Origin of the sequence: Bradyrhizobium sp. (genome assembly GCF_004799405.1) — a bacterium.
Lineage (GTDB): Bacteria > Pseudomonadota > Alphaproteobacteria > Rhizobiales > Xanthobacteraceae > Bradyrhizobium.
In genome coordinates, this window is record NZ_SSMW01000053.1 from 1 (window position 1) to 16377 (window position 16377).

Below are 16377 nucleotides of genomic sequence, written 5' to 3' on the forward strand. Positions count from 1 at the left end.
CTCGCTACCTTTTATTTCGTGACCATCGCATGGGTCTATTTCCGGGCGCCGGATCTTGCTACCGCGCATCGTGTACTGCTCGGTCCCTTCACAGCCTCCTGGGAGGGTTTCGACAAGTTTGCCGCGACCTACCCGTTCGAACTCCTGCTTCTGTTGATCTTCTTTGCCACCCATCGGTACGACGCACATGCCCGTGTCCGCATCGCGGTACGCACATGGAGCAAGGGATTGCTCTGGCCCATCATCGGCGCGTTGTTTGTTGTGGCCATAGCCGTAAGCCAGGGAAGTTCGGCCAAGTTCATCTATTTCGATTTCTAACGCGAGCGTGCTGCGGCCGGTGAATATCCCCGGCCGAATGTCCCAGGGACTTCAACGCGATCAATCCGACTTAATCGATTGCGGTTTCTGGACCGCCTGCGCCATCGGATAGAGCTTCGAGAAGATCGCCTGCGCGATGAACTGGTGCCCCAGTACGTTGGGATGAGGGTCGCCGGGCGCGATCCAAAGCTTCGGCGAGTCCACGGTCCGCATCCAATCCAGGGAGTCCACGAACTCGAAGCCGTACTCGTCGGCCATCTTATGCGCGAGATCCGTGATGCTCTGGAGCTTGTAATGCTGGACGTCGTGGATTTCCGGGATATTGGCGATCAGCACGCCGATGCCGCGCTCCTTGCAGTAGTCGCGCAGCTTCTTGAAATATTCCTTCGACTCTAGCCACCCCGCTCCCTTGCCGTCCTGATAGAGGCCAAGATAGTATTCGCTCCATTCCGGCCGTGCGGAGAACCGTCGAAGCAGCGTGTCGAAACGGCCGGTGATGAACACGCAGGAAAGGCAGTTGCGCTGGAACACGTTCGGTGCGTGATGCGGCGGCAATATCTCCGCATCGTTGAAGGAATAGGAGACCACCACGAGGTCGGGACTGTATTTGTATGCTTCCGTGAGGAAGTATTCGATTTCCGGAATCGTCTTGTAGTTGCCGACGCCGGTGTTCACAACCTCGGTCTTCAACCCTTTTTCCGCGAACATCCCCTCGAGGAGCTTGGAATAGGTCTGCTCCGGCCGTACGCCCCAGCCGAAAGTTCCGGAGTCCCCGAGCATAACGACGCGCAAGGTACCCGGCGTGCGCTCATAGGGTATCTCGCGATCGCGCAGTCCTTTCGAATTGGTCGCGACGTCGACGCCCATCAGGTGAGCCGTTCGGTTTGGACCGTGTACGTGCCCGATGAGGGGATCGGGCGAGATCACCTTGACGTCGCGGGCGTACTTGAACATCTCGAGGTCGAACTGCATGCCATTGTCGACAACGAGGCGCACGTAACCCTCGATGCTCGCCGCGACTACCAGTACGCAGATGACGGCGGCGATCACGCCGAAGATCTGTTCGCGCTTCATTGCATCCTCGGGAGACAGTGATCGACTGCCCATCGACGCCGGACCATTTCGAGTCCAGACTGTTCGCATTGATCGATTGGCGTATTGTGCTCTTTGGTCTCGTTCCGGGAACCTATCTCACACATTGACGGAACTTTTATTGACGCAACATTTTGCGCCCTTGGAACACGCATGATACTGAACCCCGAGACCATAAAAGCGCAACCGGCGCGCCAGAGCAAGCGGGTTTTCTGGTAGCACGACCTAACGCGTCCGGCAATCATATGACGGCGCGGCCATCAGCAAGCGTTGCGGTAGATTTATCAGCATGTGGAACTGAGATCTCGGCACTTCGGCGCATCTTCGCTGCACAAAATGCGGTACGGTCATGTTGACACGCGCAACAATTGGAGCGAGGTCATCAACTTCAACCAGGGAATCGGCTGACGTGACCGACCGTCGATTTTATATTGTTTTGACCGTATTGCTCCTTGCGCTTGCCGGCGCAGAGATCGCCTACGGCGTATTCGGACCGTTCGCCGCTCCCAGGAATCAAGTCGACGAACTCAGCAGTATCAACAGGTCTCGGTAACAACCGTTGACCGAAATGCGGCGGAGGGGCGCGGACAGCTCCGGCATGAGGGACGAATGACTGGCCCGGAACTCAAACGGTTGCGCGCGGATCTTGGCGACGCGATCGGGCGGTCGCTGTCCGCTGCGGACATGGCGAAGCTCAGCGGCCTGCCGCCGGAGGGCGGAGCCGATACGATCCGCAAATGGGAAGTCACGGGTCCCAGCGGACCGGCGGCTGAACAGCTTCGCATCATGGCGATGGCCAGCGATCGCTATCCGATTCTTGAAAAGTTCAACGTGTTCGATCGATTCAACATTCCGGAAAATCAGCGAGAGGCCCGCAGGGAGGAATTCCGCGAGAAGATGCGCGATGAAGTGCGCCGGCGGCTCGAGCGAAGCTGATCGGAAAACACCCGCCGCGGTCCTCCGATCCGCCCCCGGTGAATTACTTGTCCACGGCTACTCCCTGCGGGGAAAGGCGTGGCTTACCCGGCCGAAGCTCGCGAAGCGAGCGAAGGCTGGTAGGCGGCGAGAGATTCGAACTCCCGACCCTCTCGGTGTAAACGAGATGCTCTAACCAGCTGAGCTAGCCGCCCTCGCCTCCTGTTTACCGCCGCAGTGCCGTCGGGCGCAAGCCGGGCATTGGCCGCAAAAAAGCGGCGCCCCGCAGGACGCCGCTGTTGTCGCATTAGATGCGCGTTTAGTGCGCGGTCAGGCCGCCCGGCGCTTCGTCCACGGTATCCGTGGTGTCCGGCTTGACCGGCACCTTGGTATCCTCTTCCCACACGATCGGTATCGGCCGCCGCACCAGGGCCTTGGCGATCACGTCGTCGAGGCGCGCGACCGGGATGATCTCCATGCCGCCCTTGATCGCATCGGAAATCTCCGTGAGATCCTTGGCGTTGTCCTCGGGGATCAGCACCGTCTTGATGCCGCCGCGTGCGGCCGCCAGCAGCTTCTCCTTCAAGCCGCCGATCGGCAACACGCGTCCTCGCAGCGTGATCTCGCCGGTCATGGCAACATCGTGCCGGACCGGAATGCCGGTCATGGTCGAGACGATCGCGGTGGCCATCGCGACACCCGCCGACGGCCCGTCCTTCGGGGTCGCCCCCTCGGGAACGTGGACGTGGATATCGCGCCGGTCGAACAATGGCGGCTCGATGCCGAAGCCGACCGCACGCGAGCGGACATAGGAAGCCGCCGCCGAAATCGACTCCTTCATCACGTCGCGCAGGTTGCCGGTCACCGTCATCTTGCCCTTGCCCGGCATCATGACGCCTTCGATGGTGAGCAGTTCGCCGCCGACGTCGGTCCAGGCCAGGCCGGTGACGATCCCGATCTGATCGTCGGTCTCGATCTCGCCATAGCGATACTTCGGCACGCCGAGAAACTCCTCGAGGGACTTCTCGGTGACCCTCACCGTCTTCTTCTTCGAGATCATCAGATCCTTGACCGCCTTGCGGGCGAGCGTCGAAAGCTCGCGCTCAAGGTTACGCACGCCCGCTTCGCGGGTGTAGCGCCGGATCATCAGCAGCAGCGCGTCGTCGTCGATCGACCATTCCTTGGAGTCCAGGCCATGCTTGGCGATCGCGTTCGGGATCAGGTGCTTGCGCGCGATCTCAACCTTCTCGTTCTCGGTATAGCCGGCGATCCGGATGATCTCCATGCGGTCCATCAGCGGTCCCGGAATATTCAGGGTATTCGCCGTGGTGATGAACATCACGTTGGAAAGATCGTAGTCGACCTCGAGATAGTGGTCGTTGAAGGTCGAGTTCTGCTCGGGGTCGAGGACCTCAAGCAGCGCCGACGACGGATCGCCGCGGAAGTCGGCGCCCATCTTGTCGATCTCGTCGAGCAGGAACAGCGGATTCGAGGTCTTCGCCTTCCGCATCGACTGGATGATCTTGCCGGGCATCGAGCCGATATAGGTGCGGCGGTGACCGCGGATCTCGGCTTCATCCCGCACGCCGCCGAGCGACACGCGCACGAATTCGCGCCCCGTCGCTCTGGCGATCGACTTGCCGAGCGAGGTCTTGCCGACGCCGGGAGGACCGACCAGGCACAGGATCGGCCCGGTCAGCTTGTTGGCGCGCGACTGCACCGCAAGGTACTCGACGATGCGGTCCTTGACCTTCTCGAGCCCGTAGTGATCGTTATCGAGGATGGTTTGGGCCGCGACCAGATCCTTCTTGACCTTGGACTTCTTGTTCCACGGGATCGACAGCAGCCAGTCGAGATAGTTGCGCACCACGGTGGCTTCGGCGGACATCGGCGACATCTGCCGCAGCTTCTTCAACTCATGCTGCGCCTTCTCCCGCGCTTCCTTCGAGAGCTTGGTCTTGGCAATCTTCTCCTCGAGATCGGCGAGTTCATCCCGGCCCTCGTCGTCGCCGAGTTCCTTCTGGATCGCCTTCATCTGCTCGTTGAGATAATATTCGCGCTGGGTCTTCTCCATCTGGCGCTTGACGCGCGAGCGGATCCGCTTCTCGACCTGCAGCACCGAGATTTCGCTCTCCATCAGTCCGAGCACCTTCTCCAGGCGCGCGGTGACCGACAGCGTCTCCAGGATGGCCTGGCGATCGGCGATCTTGACGGCGAGATGCTGGGCCACGTTGTCGCCGAGTTTGGCGAAATCGGTGATGGCCTGAACCACGCCGACGACTTCGGCGGAAATCTTCTTGTTGAGCTTCACGTAGCTTTCGAAGTCGGACACCACCGAGCGCGCCAGGGCCTCGGCCTCGACCGAGGTGGCGTCGGTATCGGCAAGCGCTGTCGCGGTCGCCTCATAGTATTCGGTTCGGTCGGAATATTTCTCGACCTTGGCGCGCTCAAGCCCCTCCACCAGCACCTTCACGGTGCCGTCGGGCAATTTGAGCAATTGCAGCACGCTGGCGAGCGTGCCGATTTCATAGATCGACTCCGGGCTCGGATCGTCATCCGAGGCGTTCTTCTGCGTCGCCAGCATGATCAGAGCGTCATTCTTCATGACCTCTTCGAGCGCGCGGATGGATTTCTCGCGGCCGACGAACAGCGGCACGATCATGTGCGGAAACACCACGATGTCGCGCAGCGGCAGCACCGGATAAGAGTGCCGTTCGCCATAAACGATGGTTGGCCGGGGTTTCGGGGTAGTCATGGCCTATTCCTTTTGTTGTGCCCCCTTGCAACGCGGTCCGCGATTTTGCGCAACCGCCACAAGGTGCCTGGATATCCGGATCGGTTGGCCGCCTGTCGGCCGACTTTTCAGGATCACTGGTGCGGCGAATCTTCAAGCGGATTTCGTCGCTGACAGCATTAGGTGGCTATCGGCCATGGGGGTGTCAAGTCGCTCGAAAACAGCCGCCAATCGGGGCTAAACGCGAAAGAAAAAGCGCAGGAATCGGTGAGAAAACCTGCGCAAAAGCGGCCGCCGAAAGGCACGGTAGCCGTCTCTTTCGACGTATTCCAGGCGAGCGCGATCAGGCGCTGGCGCTGGTCTCGACGACGCGATCGGATCGATCGGCGTAGATGTAGAGCGGACGGGCGGTTCCCTCGACCACTTCGCGCGAGATCACGACCTCTTCGACGCCTTCGAGGCCCGGAAGATCGAACATGGTCTCAAGCAGGATGCTTTCCAGAATCGAGCGCAGGCCCCGCGCGCCGGTCTTGCGCTCGATCGCCTTGCGGGCGACCGCGCCAAGCGCTTCGTCGGCGAACGTCAATTCGATGTTCTCCATCTCGAACAGCCGCTGATACTGCTTGACCAGCGCGTTCTTCGGATCGGTCAGAATCTTCTTCAGCGAAGCCTCGTCGAGATCTTCCAGCGTGGCGACCACCGGCAGGCGGCCGACGAACTCCGGGATCAGGCCGTACTTCAGCAGATCCTCGGGCTCGACATGGCGGAAGATTTCGCCGGTGCGGCGGTCTTCCGGCGCCAGCACCTGAGCCGCAAAGCCGATCGAGGTCGAGCGCCCGCGCGCGGAAATGATCTTCTCCAGCCCGGAGAAAGCGCCGCCGCAGATGAACAGAATATTGGTGGTGTCGACCTGCAGGAACTCCTGCTGCGGATGCTTGCGGCCGCCCTGCGGAGGAACCGAGGCCACCGTGCCTTCCATGATCTTGAGCAGCGCCTGCTGCACGCCCTCGCCCGAGACGTCGCGGGTGATCGACGGGTTGTCGGACTTGCGGCTGATCTTGTCGATCTCGTCGATATAGACGATGCCGCGCTGCGCGCGCTCGACATTGTAGTCGGCCGACTGCAACAGCTTCAAGATGATGTTTTCGACGTCCTCGCCGACGTAGCCGGCTTCCGTCAGGGTGGTCGCATCCGCCATCGTGAAGGGCACGTCGAGAATCCGCGCCAGCGTCTGCGCCAGCAGCGTCTTGCCCGAGCCGGTCGGCCCGATCAGCAGGATGTTCGACTTCGCCAGTTCGACGTCGTTGTGCTTGGTCTGGTGATTGAGCCGCTTGTAATGATTGTGGACGGCGACCGAGAGCACCTTCTTGGCATGGCTCTGGCCGATCACGTAGTCGTCGAGGACCTTGCAGATTTCCTTCGGGGTCGGAATGCCGTCGCGCGACTTCACCAGCGAGGACTTGTTTTCCTCGCGGATGATATCCATGCACAGTTCAACGCATTCGTCGCAGATGAATACGGTGGGGCCCGCGATCAGCTTGCGGACTTCGTGCTGGCTCTTGCCGCAGAACGAGCAATACAGCGTGTTCTTGGAGTCGCTCGTGCCGACCTTACTCATTCTTGTCTCCGTCCGCCGTTCGATCTCGTCCGCTCGACCGCCCCATTCCGGGATCGCCCGGCACAAGGTTGTAGATAGAGCAAAATCCGTACCAAAAAAGACCCAAGCTCAGGATACCCCGCGAATCGCGCTTAACTCGAATCTCCCACGATCTTAACCGATCCGACCTAGCCAACCATGGTGACACCCGACTATCAAGAATTCGCTAATCGAGCGGGCACCGAATATCGTTACAATACCGTGATTTGCCGCGCGCATGCGAGCGCAAGATGGCGAAATCGCCCGAGCGTTGCGGGATTGCCACGCTGCCAAACCAGCACGAAAGCGGAACTTTCGGCCCCGCCGAGGCCATCAAACCGGCGCCGGCGGCCCCGAATTGGCCCCTGCCCGGCGTCATTGACGCCGATACGGCCTTGCGGCTCTCGGCTACGGGCTCTCGGGCTACGGGCTCTTGGCCGTCGGATCTTCGGAACGCTTGTCGATCACCTTGTCGACGATCCCGAAATCGCGCGCCATCTCGGCGGTGAGGAACTTGTCGCGCTCCAGCGCATCCTCGATCGCCTTGAAGGTCTGCCCGGTGTGCTTCACGTAGATCTCGTTGAGCCGTTTCTTCAGGTTCAGGATTTCCTGGGCGTGCAGCATGATATCGGTGGCCTGGCCCTGAAACCCGCCGGAGGGCTGGTGCACCATGATGCGTGAATTCGGCAGCGAGAAGCGCATGTCCTTGGCGCCCGCCGCCAGCAGCAGCGAGCCCATCGACGCCGCCTGTCCGGTGCAAAGCGTCGACACCGGCGGACGGATGAACTGCATGGTGTCGTAGATCGCAAGGCCCGATGTCACGACCCCGCCGGGGGAGTTGATGTACATCGAGATTTCCTTCTTCGGGTTTTCCGCCTCGAGAAACAATAGCTGCGCGACCACCAGCGTCGACATGCCATCCTCGACCGCACCGGTCACGAAGATGATGCGCTCCTTGAGCAGGCGCGAAAAAATGTCGTAGGCGCGTTCGCCGCGGTTGGTCTGCTCGACCACCATCGGCACGAGGTTCATGTAGGTTTCCACCGGATCGCGCATTAATCACCCAAGGGTTGGCGGAGACGGTCATCCGGATCGAAAAAGCGCGGACGAAGGTCCCGTGATGCAGGACTTCAAAAGACAGGGTTAACAGATATGGGCCAATTCACCGGTAACAAGACCGGGTCAATCGGCTGCGGGTCGCACCTGTTCAAGCTGATTCGCCGCGCACCGCCTAGCGACGGCCTGGCCGGCTTCGGCCCTTTCGCGGCACATCCTTAACGCCGGCTGACACGATCAGGCCGCGGTCTTCTCCGTATCGTCATCCCGGTAGAGTTCCTCGCGCGTGACCTTCTTTTCGGTGACATTGGCGAGTTCAAGGATGAAATCGACGACCTTGTCCTCGTAGATCGGCGCCCGAAGCTGGGCCAACGCGTGGGCATTGTTGCGATAGTAGTCCCAGACTTCCTTCTCGCGGCCCGGCATCTGGCGCGCGCGCTCGATCACCGCGCGGCTGACTTCGTCGTCGGTGACCGTGATCTTGTTCTTTTCGCCGATCTCGGACAGCACCAGGCCGAGCCGTACCCTCCGATCGGCGATCTTGCCGTACTCTTCCCTGGCAGCCTCTTCGGTGGTGTCCTCATCGGCAAAGGTCTTGCCGCCGGATTCCATTTCGGCCTTGATCGAATCCCACATCAGCTTGAATTCTTCCGCGACCAGCGACGGCGGCGCCTCGAAGCGATGGGCCTCGTCGAGACGGTCCAGCAGCAAGCGCTTGAGCTTCTGGCGGGTAGCGACGGCGAACTCCGACGACAGCCGCTGGCGTGCGGCCTCCTTCAGCTTGTCGAGCGATTCAAGACCGAGCGTCTGGGCGAATTCGTCATTGATGACGGTTTCCTGCGGCGCCTCGATCAATGTCGCCGTGGTCTCGAATTCGGCCGGCTGACCGGCCAGGGTGTCATTGGCGTAGTTCTTCGGAAAAGAGACCTTCAGGTTACGGGTCTCGCCCGCCGCGATCCCGATCAGCTGATCCTCGAAGCCGGGGATGAAGCTGTTGGAACCGATCGTGACCTGGATATTTTCGCCGGCGCCGCCGTCGAACGGCACGCCGTTGATGGTGCCCTTGAAGGTGATGGTGACCCGGTCGCCGGATTCGGCCTTGGCGCCTTCGGCCCTGGCCTCGTAGGCGCGGTTTTGGTCGGCGATGCGCTTGATGGCGTCATCGACGTCGGCGTCGGTCACCTCGGCAACCGGCTTCTCGACGGTGAAGCTCTTGAAATCGGCGAGCTGGATCGGCGGCACGACTTCGATCGAAACGGTGTAATTGAGATCGGACTTTCCGGTGAGGATGTCCTCGACCGCTTTTTCCTCCGTCGGCATGGTGACCTTGGGTTCGGTCGCCAGGCGGAAGCCGCGCTCGGTGAAGATTCGCGAGTTGGTATCGCGGATGGTCTGTTCGACGGTCTCCGCCATGACCGAGCGGCCATACACCTTCTTCAGGTGGCTGACGGGGACCTTGCCGGGACGGAAGCCGTTGAGGCGGACCTTGTCCTTGAGGTCGACAAGCTTGGCGTCCGCCTTGGCATCGAGATCCGATGCGGGAACGCTGATCTGGAATTCGTGCTTCAGTCCGTCGGCGACGGTTTCTGTTACCTGCATGGCGTCAATCTTCTTCCCGCTTGGTCCGGCGTGGGCGCCGGAACACTGTCAATCTGGTCGGCGCACGGCATCAAGCCTTGCGTCGGTGGTCGGCGGACAATCCCCTCGGGCTCTGTCCTCCGCAATTCGTCAGGCGCAAACGCTGGTGGCGCTTGGTGCGGGCGGAGGGACTCGAACCCCCACGACTTTCGTCACTGGAACCTAAATCCAGCGCGTCTACCAGTTCCGCCACGCCCGCTGATAGCATCATGTCCGCCCGCAATGCCCGAGCATGATTGCCGAAAAGTGTGAAGCGGTTTCCGGGCGGCCGATCATGCTCCAAGTTGATGGAATCCATCGCGTTTATGATTTGTATGCCCGCATTCAAACCGTCAACGCGATCGTCGCGGCGGGCTTATAACATGGGCTCAACCGTTCGCAGCAAAAAAATGGCCGTTTCGGAAAAGGCGGCTTTGCGGCTTGCCGCGCGGTGCCGCACCAACTGGACATATCGGGTGGAAAATGGTCCGCATCGTCGATGGCAGATGGCGTTTTCCCGTTGAACCGGCGCGAACTGGTAGCCGGCGTGGGCGCTGCGGTCCTCGCGCAGGCGCTGCCCGCGACGGCATCCGCGCAGAGCCGGCCTTTGCTGATGCTGCAGGCCAAAGCTTCCCTCATCAGCTTGCGTCCGGGAGGGCCGGATACGCCGATATGGTCGTTGTCGGGGGCGGATTCCGGCCTTCGCTTCAGGCGCGGCGACGCGCTCGAAATCACGCTCGGCAATGAATTGCCGGTCCCCATCGCGCTCAACTGGCGCGGCATCGACGGTGTCGCCGCGGCCGAACCGCTGGTGGCGGGGCCAGCGCTGGCGCCCGGGGCCAGGGGAACCTTTGTGCTTCCGCTACGCCATGCCGGCACCTTGCTGTGCGATATGCGGATGTCTGGCGATGGTCAGGCGCTGCCGTCATCTGCCCGCGCGCTTGTCGTCGAAGAGAGCGAGGCCGTTGCCGTCGACCGCGACGAGGTTTTTTTGATCGAAGACTGGCGGCTGCGGCCGGACGGGACCGCGGTTGCGCCCGGCGTCGACCCCGGGGACACCAGGCCGCTCTACACCGTCAACAGGCTGACCAAGCTGGATATCCCGGCACGAGTGCATGAACGGCTGAGGCTTCGCTTCATCAATGGCTGCCAACGCAATGTCATTGCAGTCAAATTAGAGGAGCAAGACATCAGGGTTATGGCTCTCGACGGCCAGCCTGTCGAACCCTTCCTCGCCCGCAATGGCGCGCTGGTGCTGGCTCCGGGAGGCCGGGCCGATGTGTTTGTCGATGCAGGCGGGCAACCGGGCTCGGTATCTCCAATCCTCCTCCATGACGGCAAGCAGGCTCACCCGGTCGCCCGGATGGTCACCTCGAGCGAGCCGCCGATCCGGACCGCACCACTTCCCACCGCCCCTGCGCTGCCGTCCAACGGCCTGCCCGCCCGGCTCGACCTCAAGGGAGCCTTGCGGGTCAATCTGCCGCTCGGCGGCGCACGGGACGATTGGGTGACGCCCGCGAGTTTTGGCGCCTTGGCGGCACCCGCGTTCCGCGCCAGAGCAGGCCGCACCGTGGTGCTGGCCCTCACCAACCGCGCCGATATCGCCGAGGTGTTCCACCTCCATGGGCACCATTTCAGGGTGCTGGACCGGCTCGACGATGGCTGGAAGCCATTCTGGCTGGACACGCTGGCGGTCGAGCCCGGCCAGACCCAGCGCATCGCCTTCGCGGCCGAGAATGCCGGGCGCTGGCTGATGGAGACTGTCGCAACCGACTGGGCGGCGCCGCGCCTAGTGCAGTGGTACAGTATCGAATAAGGGGGAAACAAAAATGAGTTCGACCACTCCAGCCATACGCAGCGTCAGGGCGAGGCCCGTGATCGCGCCGATCTCGCGTCCCGTCAAGAACGCCTTCGGCGTCATCGAGGCAGCCCCGCTGGTGCTGATCGATGTCACGACCGATCAAGGGATTACCGGGCGATCCTATATCTTCGCCTACGCCAGATTGACGCTGGCGCCGCTGGTGCATCTGATCGAGGAACTCGGGCTCGACCTCACCGGCAAGGCGATCGCGCCGTTCGACCTGACGTCCCTGATGGATGCCAAATTCAGGTTGCTCGGCTGGCAGGGCCTGGTCGGCATGGCCGTGTCGGGTCTCGACATGGCGTTCTGGGATGTGCTGGGCCAGAGGGCGAGTAAGCCACTTGCCGAATTGCTCGGTGGATCGCCGCGGCCGATCCGGGCCTATGACAGCTACGGCGCGGTCGATCCCGTCGCCGACGAAAAGGACTTGCGCCGCTCGCTGGAGCAAGGTTTTCGCGGCATCAAGATCAAGGGCGGCGATGGCGACCTCGCCAATGACGAGCGGATGGTCAAGGCGGTGCGCGGTCTGATCGGCCCGGATATCGCGCTGATGCTCGACTTCAACCAGTCGCTCGATCCGGCCGAGGCCAGCCGCCGCATTGCCCGCCTTGCGCCCTATGATCTGCACTGGATCGAGGAGCCGGTGGCGGCGGAAAACCTTCAGGGCCACGCAGCGGTGCGACAGACCTCGCCGATATCGATACAGGCCGGCGAGAACTGGTGGTTTCCGCGCGGCTTTGCCGAGGCGATCGCGGCCGGCGCCAGCGATTTCATCATGCCCGACCTGATGAAGGTCGGCGGCGTGACCGGCTGGCTGCGCGTCGCCGGACAAGCGGAAGCGGCTTCAATCCCGATGTCCAGTCACCTGTTCGCCGAAGCCAGTTCTCACATGCTGGCGGTGACGCCTACCGCGCACTGGCTGGAGGTTCTCGATCTCGCCCGCGCCATCCTCGCCGAGCCCATCCAGATCGTCGACGGCGCGGTCACGGCGCGCGGGCATGGCCTGGGGCTGTCGTGGAACGAGACCGCGGTCGCGAAGTATCTGGTGTGATGTCATCGTCGCGAAGGCGAAGGCGGACGATCCAGTATTCCGCGATGTTCAAGTTTCCAAATGGTGGCGCGGCGTACACCTCAATACTCGATGTCGAACGCGTCATAGAGGCGGCGGAACACCGCGGGCAAAACCTCCGGCAGGTCTTCCGCGATCAGGCCGGGGCCCGCTTCGCGCGCGGCCTCGCCGTGCATCCAGACCCCGATACAGGCGGCCTCGTAAACCGCTACCCCCTGCGCCAGCACCCCCGCGATCATTCCGGCCAGCACGTCGCCGGCGCCGGCGGTGGCGAGCCAGGGCGGCGCATTGGCGGCGATGGTGGCGCGCCCGTCCGGCGATGCCACCACGGTATCCGGCCCCTTGAGCAGCACCACGGCGCCGGAACGCTCGGCGGCTGCCCGGACTCGTTCGAGTTTCGAGCGATGTGGATGCTTGTTGCTGATGTCGCTGAACAGACGGGGAAATTCCCCCTCATGCGGGGTGAGGACAACCTGTGAATCGTGCGCCGATCTGATGGCCTCGAACAGCCGCTCGGGCGCGTCCGAAAAACTCGTCAACGCGTCGGCATCCAACACCAGGCAGCGCCCGGTGGCGAGCGCCGTCTGGACGAAATCGCGGGTGCGCCCGCCAACGCCGGCGCCCGGTCCGATCACGCAGGTGTTGAGGCGTTTGTCACCCAGCAACTCGCCAAACTCGACCACCGTGTCGATCGGACGAACCATAACCGCCGTGAGGGCCGCGGCATTGACGACTAGCGCATCCCTCGGCGAGGCCAGCGTGACCAGCCCGGCGCCTGCCCGCAGCGCGCCGCGCGCCGCTAGCCGCGCCGCCCCGGTTGCCGCAATGTCGCCGGAGACTACGATGGCATGGCCGCGGGCGTATTTATGGCCATCGACCCGCGGCACCGGAAAGGATTTCTGCCAGGTTTGCGGAATGTTTTCGAAGGTCTGCGGGTGAACCTCCTCGAACACGCGCGTATCGATCCCGATATCGGCGACGCGCACGCGACCGCAGTAAATCCGGCCCGGCAACAACAAATGCGCCGGTTTGCGCCGAAAGAAGGTGACGGTTTCGGTGGCGCGGATTGCAATCCCCATCACCGCGCCGGTGTCGCCGTTGATGCCGCTCGGCAGGTCGACGCTGAGAACCGGGGCACCGTTGCCGTTGATCGCCTCGATCATGTCGTGCGGCTCGCCGCTCACCGGCCGGTTGAGACCCGCGCCGAACAGCGCATCGATGATCAAGCCCGGCTTGCCGATCGCGTGTGGATTGAACGGCAGCACGGGATATTTCCATCCCCGCGCCGCGGAGGCCGCATCGCCCTGCAGGCTGTCGCGTTCGCACAGCAGGATCACCGAGACCTCGCGGCCCCGCGCCGCCAGTTCCGCCGCCGCGACAAAGCCGTCGCCCCCGTTGTTGCCGGATCCGGCAACCACCAGGATCGGCCCCTGCTCCACGAGGTCCATCGCGGCTTCCGCCACCGCCTGACCGGCGCTCAGCATCAGCGCGAAGCCGGGAGTGCCCGCGGCAATGGTGAACCGATCCGCTCGTTCCATTTCAGCCGTGGTCAGAACTTCCATGGCAATTTCCTGATCAAGCGCCTTTTCCTAAGGCAGTTCGGGTTCCGCGCGCAGTCCATTCTCCAAGAGTTGCACACCTATTGATCTATTTGCCTATTCCATGGGCTTGGGTATCATGAATACCTCTATCCAACCCCGAGAACCCGCCGGTAAAAGTCTGATAATGTTTCAAAATCAGGCCCGTTGATAACTTGGCATAGACCCTGCTTTTGAGGAAGCCGGCTCTGGATCGTCATCTTCGCCGGCAATGAATGAGTGTGTAAGTGAATCTGCCCGGCTGCCCATCAGGACAGACGATCAACAAACCCGCCACAGCTAACGTGGAAACAAAGCTGCAGTCTGCAATTCGGAAATGCCTGGGAGGCGCTCAGTGAAAAAAATCGAAGCCATCATCAAGCCATTCAAGCTCGACGAGGTGAAAGAAGCGCTTCAGGAGGTTGGACTGCAGGGCATTACCGTGACCGAAGCCAAGGGTTTCGGGCGCCAGAAGGGCCACGCCGAACTCTACCGCGGCGCGGAGTACATCGTGGACTTCCTGCCCAAGGTCAAAATCGAGATCGTGATCGGGGAGGACCTGGTCGAAAAAGCCATCGATGCGATCAGGCGCGCTGCCCAGACCGGCCGCATCGGCGACGGCAAGATTTTCGTGTCCAATATCGAGGAAGCCATCCGTATCCGAACCGGGGAATCCGGGCTGGATGCCATCTGAATGAGCTTGCCAACACTCTGATATTGTATTGAACATCTCCCGATTGTAAGCAGCATGGCCCGCGGTCCCGCCGCGGCCAGTTCACGGTGACCTGTAGCCAAAAGGGGTATTCATGAAGACCGCCAAAGACGTCCTGAAATCGATCAAGGACAACGACGTGAAATACGTCGACCTGCGTTTCACCGATCCGCGCGGCAAGTGGCAGCATGTGACTTTCGACATCACGATGATCGAGGAGGACACCTTCGCCGAGGGCCTCATGTTCGACGGCTCCTCGATTGCCGGCTGGAAGGCGATCAACGAATCCGACATGTGCCTGATGCCCGACCCGGTCACCGCGACGATCGATCCGTTCTTCGCCGAAACCACCATGATCATCACCTGCGACGTGCTGGAGCCGACCACCGGCGAGCCCTACAACCGCGACCCGCGCGGCATGGCCAAGAAGGCCGAGGCCATGGTCAAGTCGATGGGCGTCGGCGATGCGGTCTTCTTCGGGCCGGAGGCGGAATTCTTCGTGTTCGACGACGTCCGTTACCAGACCACGCCCTACAACACCGGCTTCAAGCTGGATTCATCGGAACTGCCGATCAATTCCGACACCGAATACGAGGGCGGCAATCTCGGCCACCGCATCCGCACCAAGGCGGGTTACTTCCCGGTCCCGCCGCAGGATTCGGTGCAGGACATGCGCTCGGAAATGCTCGGCGCGATGGCCAAGATGGGCGTCAAGGTCGAAAAGCATCACCACGAAGTCGCGTCCGCCCAGCACGAGCTCGGCATGAAGTTCGACACGCTGACGCTGATGGCCGACCAGATGCAGATCTACAAATACTGCATCCATCAGGTCGCGCACATGTATGGCAAGACCGCCACCTTCATGCCGAAGCCGGTCTATGGCGACAACGGCTCGGGCATGCACTGCCACCAGTCGATCTGGAAGGACGGCAAGCCGGTGTTCGCCGGCAACAAATACGCCGACCTCTCGGAGACCTGCCTGTCCTACATCGCCGGCATCATCAAGCACGCCAAGGCGATCAACGCCTTCACCAACCCGTCGACCAACTCCTACAAGCGCCTGGTCCCGGGCTATGAAGCCCCGGTGCTGCTGGCCTACTCCGCGCGCAACCGCTCGGCTTCCTGCCGCATCCCCTACACCACCAACCCGAAGGCCAAGCGGGTCGAGGTGCGCTTCCCCGATCCGATGGCCAATCCGTATCTCGGCTTCGCCGCGATGCTGATGGCGGGTCTCGACGGCATCAAGAACAAGCTCGATCCGGGTTCGGCGATGGACAAGGACCTCTACGACCTGCCGAAGGAAGAGTTGAAATCGATCCCGACGGTGTGCGGCAGCTTGCGCGAGGCGCTGGAAAATCTCGACAAGGATCGCGGCTTCCTCAAGAACGGCGGCGTGTTCGACGACGACTTCATCGACAGCTATATCGAACTGAAGATGACCGAAGTCGCCCGCTACGAGATGACCCCGCATCCGGTCGAATTCGAAATGTATTATTCGCTGTGATTTCCGCCGGCGGGTTTCCTGCCGGGCTCACGGCCCAAATGAGAAAGGCGCTCCCGAAAGGAAGCGCCTTTTGCTTACGGCGTGTACTCGTAAATTTGGCGCCCGGAACCTCACGGCGCTAAAATGCGACCTATTCCCCCGATATCGGACATCGTCAGCCGAATCCGCCATGTCCGCTTTGTGCCATGTGTGGACGGCTCCGGGTTGGCAAGAGCTTTTTTTCACGTTTTGCAGCATTGGTCGGTGCAGCCATGTGTTCGGCCTGTAGATGCGGTTCACATGACCG

General features: G+C 61.9%; 12 protein-coding genes and 2 tRNA genes. 6 read left to right on the forward strand and 8 right to left on the reverse strand.

Annotated features, from left to right (window positions below):
- On the forward strand, nt 1-318 hold a 318-nt coding region (locus E7813_RS08865; RefSeq protein ID WP_291572913.1), incomplete at its 5' end, for a hypothetical protein.
- Nucleotides 319-378: 60 nt separating this feature from the next.
- Here the strand turns inward: E7813_RS08865 and E7813_RS08870 are convergent.
- The gene (locus tag E7813_RS08870; protein WP_291572916.1) at nt 379-1392 is read right to left on the reverse strand and encodes an SGNH/GDSL hydrolase family protein; all 1014 of its coding nucleotides are present in this window, start codon (nt 1390-1392) and stop codon (nt 379-381) included.
- Nucleotides 1393-2019: 627 nt separating this feature from the next.
- Between E7813_RS08870 and E7813_RS08875 the strand changes: the two genes are divergently transcribed.
- Nucleotides 2020-2346, forward strand: coding sequence for a hypothetical protein (locus tag E7813_RS08875; RefSeq protein ID WP_291572920.1), 327 nt, complete (start codon nt 2020-2022; stop codon nt 2344-2346).
- Nucleotides 2347-2463: 117 nt separating this feature from the next.
- On the opposite strand, the gene E7813_RS08880 is transcribed toward E7813_RS08875, so the two are convergent.
- The 6 genes from E7813_RS08880 to E7813_RS08905 form a co-directional block, all read right to left on the reverse strand.
- Nucleotides 2464-2540 (reverse strand) — tRNA-Val (locus E7813_RS08880).
- A gap of 104 nt (nt 2541-2644) precedes the next feature.
- Complete coding sequence (gene lon / locus E7813_RS08885; protein ID WP_291572922.1) at nt 2645-5080, reverse strand: endopeptidase La; 2436 nt, start codon at nt 5078-5080, stop codon at nt 2645-2647.
- Between the two features lie 322 nt (nt 5081-5402).
- Nucleotides 5403-6677 (reverse strand): ATP-dependent Clp protease ATP-binding subunit ClpX, encoded by a 1275-nt coding sequence (gene clpX, locus E7813_RS08890; RefSeq protein WP_291572925.1) that lies wholly within the window; start codon nt 6675-6677, stop codon nt 5403-5405.
- A gap of 441 nt (nt 6678-7118) precedes the next feature.
- Nucleotides 7119-7751 carry an ATP-dependent Clp protease proteolytic subunit gene (locus E7813_RS08895; protein ID WP_291572928.1) on the reverse strand — a complete coding sequence of 211 codons (633 nt, stop codon included), beginning with the start codon at nt 7749-7751 and terminating at the stop codon, nt 7119-7121.
- Nucleotides 7752-7988: 237 nt separating this feature from the next.
- On the reverse strand, nt 7989-9350 hold the full coding sequence (gene tig, locus E7813_RS08900) for a trigger factor (protein WP_291572930.1): 1362 nt from the start codon (nt 9348-9350) through the stop codon (nt 7989-7991).
- A 153-nt stretch (nt 9351-9503) separates the two neighbouring features.
- Nucleotides 9504-9588: transfer RNA gene (locus E7813_RS08905), tRNA-Leu, on the reverse strand.
- Between the two features lie 279 nt (nt 9589-9867).
- Here E7813_RS08905 and E7813_RS08910 point away from each other — a divergent pair.
- Together E7813_RS08910 and E7813_RS08915 are read left to right on the forward strand one after the other, a co-directional pair.
- Complete coding sequence (locus E7813_RS08910) at nt 9868-11184, forward strand: multicopper oxidase domain-containing protein (protein WP_291572932.1); 1317 nt, start codon at nt 9868-9870, stop codon at nt 11182-11184.
- Nucleotides 11185-11197: 13 nt separating this feature from the next.
- Nucleotides 11198-12280: an enolase C-terminal domain-like protein gene (locus E7813_RS08915; RefSeq protein WP_291572935.1), complete on the forward strand. Its 1083-nt coding sequence runs from the start codon at nt 11198-11200 to the stop codon at nt 12278-12280.
- Nucleotides 12281-12360: 80 nt separating this feature from the next.
- Here the strand turns inward: E7813_RS08915 and E7813_RS08920 are convergent, their stop codons facing one another.
- Nucleotides 12361-13860 carry an NAD(P)H-hydrate dehydratase gene (locus tag E7813_RS08920; protein WP_291572937.1) on the reverse strand — a complete coding sequence of 500 codons (1500 nt, stop codon included), beginning with the start codon at nt 13858-13860 and terminating at the stop codon, nt 12361-12363.
- A 370-nt stretch (nt 13861-14230) separates the two neighbouring features.
- Between E7813_RS08920 and E7813_RS08925 the strand changes: the two genes are divergently transcribed.
- Nucleotides 14231-14569 carry a P-II family nitrogen regulator gene (locus tag E7813_RS08925; protein ID WP_291572940.1) on the forward strand — a complete coding sequence of 113 codons (339 nt, stop codon included), beginning with the start codon at nt 14231-14233 and terminating at the stop codon, nt 14567-14569.
- 112 nt (nt 14570-14681) lie between these two features.
- Nucleotides 14682-16091: a type I glutamate--ammonia ligase gene (gene glnA / locus E7813_RS08930; RefSeq protein WP_291572942.1), complete on the forward strand. Its 1410-nt coding sequence runs from the start codon at nt 14682-14684 to the stop codon at nt 16089-16091.
- Nucleotides 16092-16377 lie beyond the last annotated feature (286 nt).

Coding starts and splice junctions, on each gene's coding strand:
- lon (WP_291572922.1), bottom strand. CDS start 5,080: ATGACTACCCCGAAACCCCGGCCAACCATCGTTTATGGCGAACGGCAC.
- E7813_RS08910 (WP_291572932.1), top strand. CDS start 9,868: ATGGCAGATGGCGTTTTCCCGTTGAACCGGCGCGAACTGGTAGCCGGC.
- E7813_RS08895 (WP_291572928.1), bottom strand. CDS start 7,751: ATGCGCGATCCGGTGGAAACCTACATGAACCTCGTGCCGATGGTGGTC.
- E7813_RS08920 (WP_291572937.1), bottom strand. CDS start 13,860: ATGGAAGTTCTGACCACGGCTGAAATGGAACGAGCGGATCGGTTCACC.
- E7813_RS08915 (WP_291572935.1), top strand. CDS start 11,198: ATGAGTTCGACCACTCCAGCCATACGCAGCGTCAGGGCGAGGCCCGTG.
- glnA (WP_291572942.1), top strand. CDS start 14,682: ATGAAGACCGCCAAAGACGTCCTGAAATCGATCAAGGACAACGACGTG.
- E7813_RS08870 (WP_291572916.1), bottom strand. CDS start 1,392: ATGAAGCGCGAACAGATCTTCGGCGTGATCGCCGCCGTCATCTGCGTA.
- tig (WP_291572930.1), bottom strand. CDS start 9,350: ATGCAGGTAACAGAAACCGTCGCCGACGGACTGAAGCACGAATTCCAG.
- clpX (WP_291572925.1), bottom strand. CDS start 6,677: ATGAGTAAGGTCGGCACGAGCGACTCCAAGAACACGCTGTATTGCTCG.
- E7813_RS08875 (WP_291572920.1), top strand. CDS start 2,020: ATGACTGGCCCGGAACTCAAACGGTTGCGCGCGGATCTTGGCGACGCG.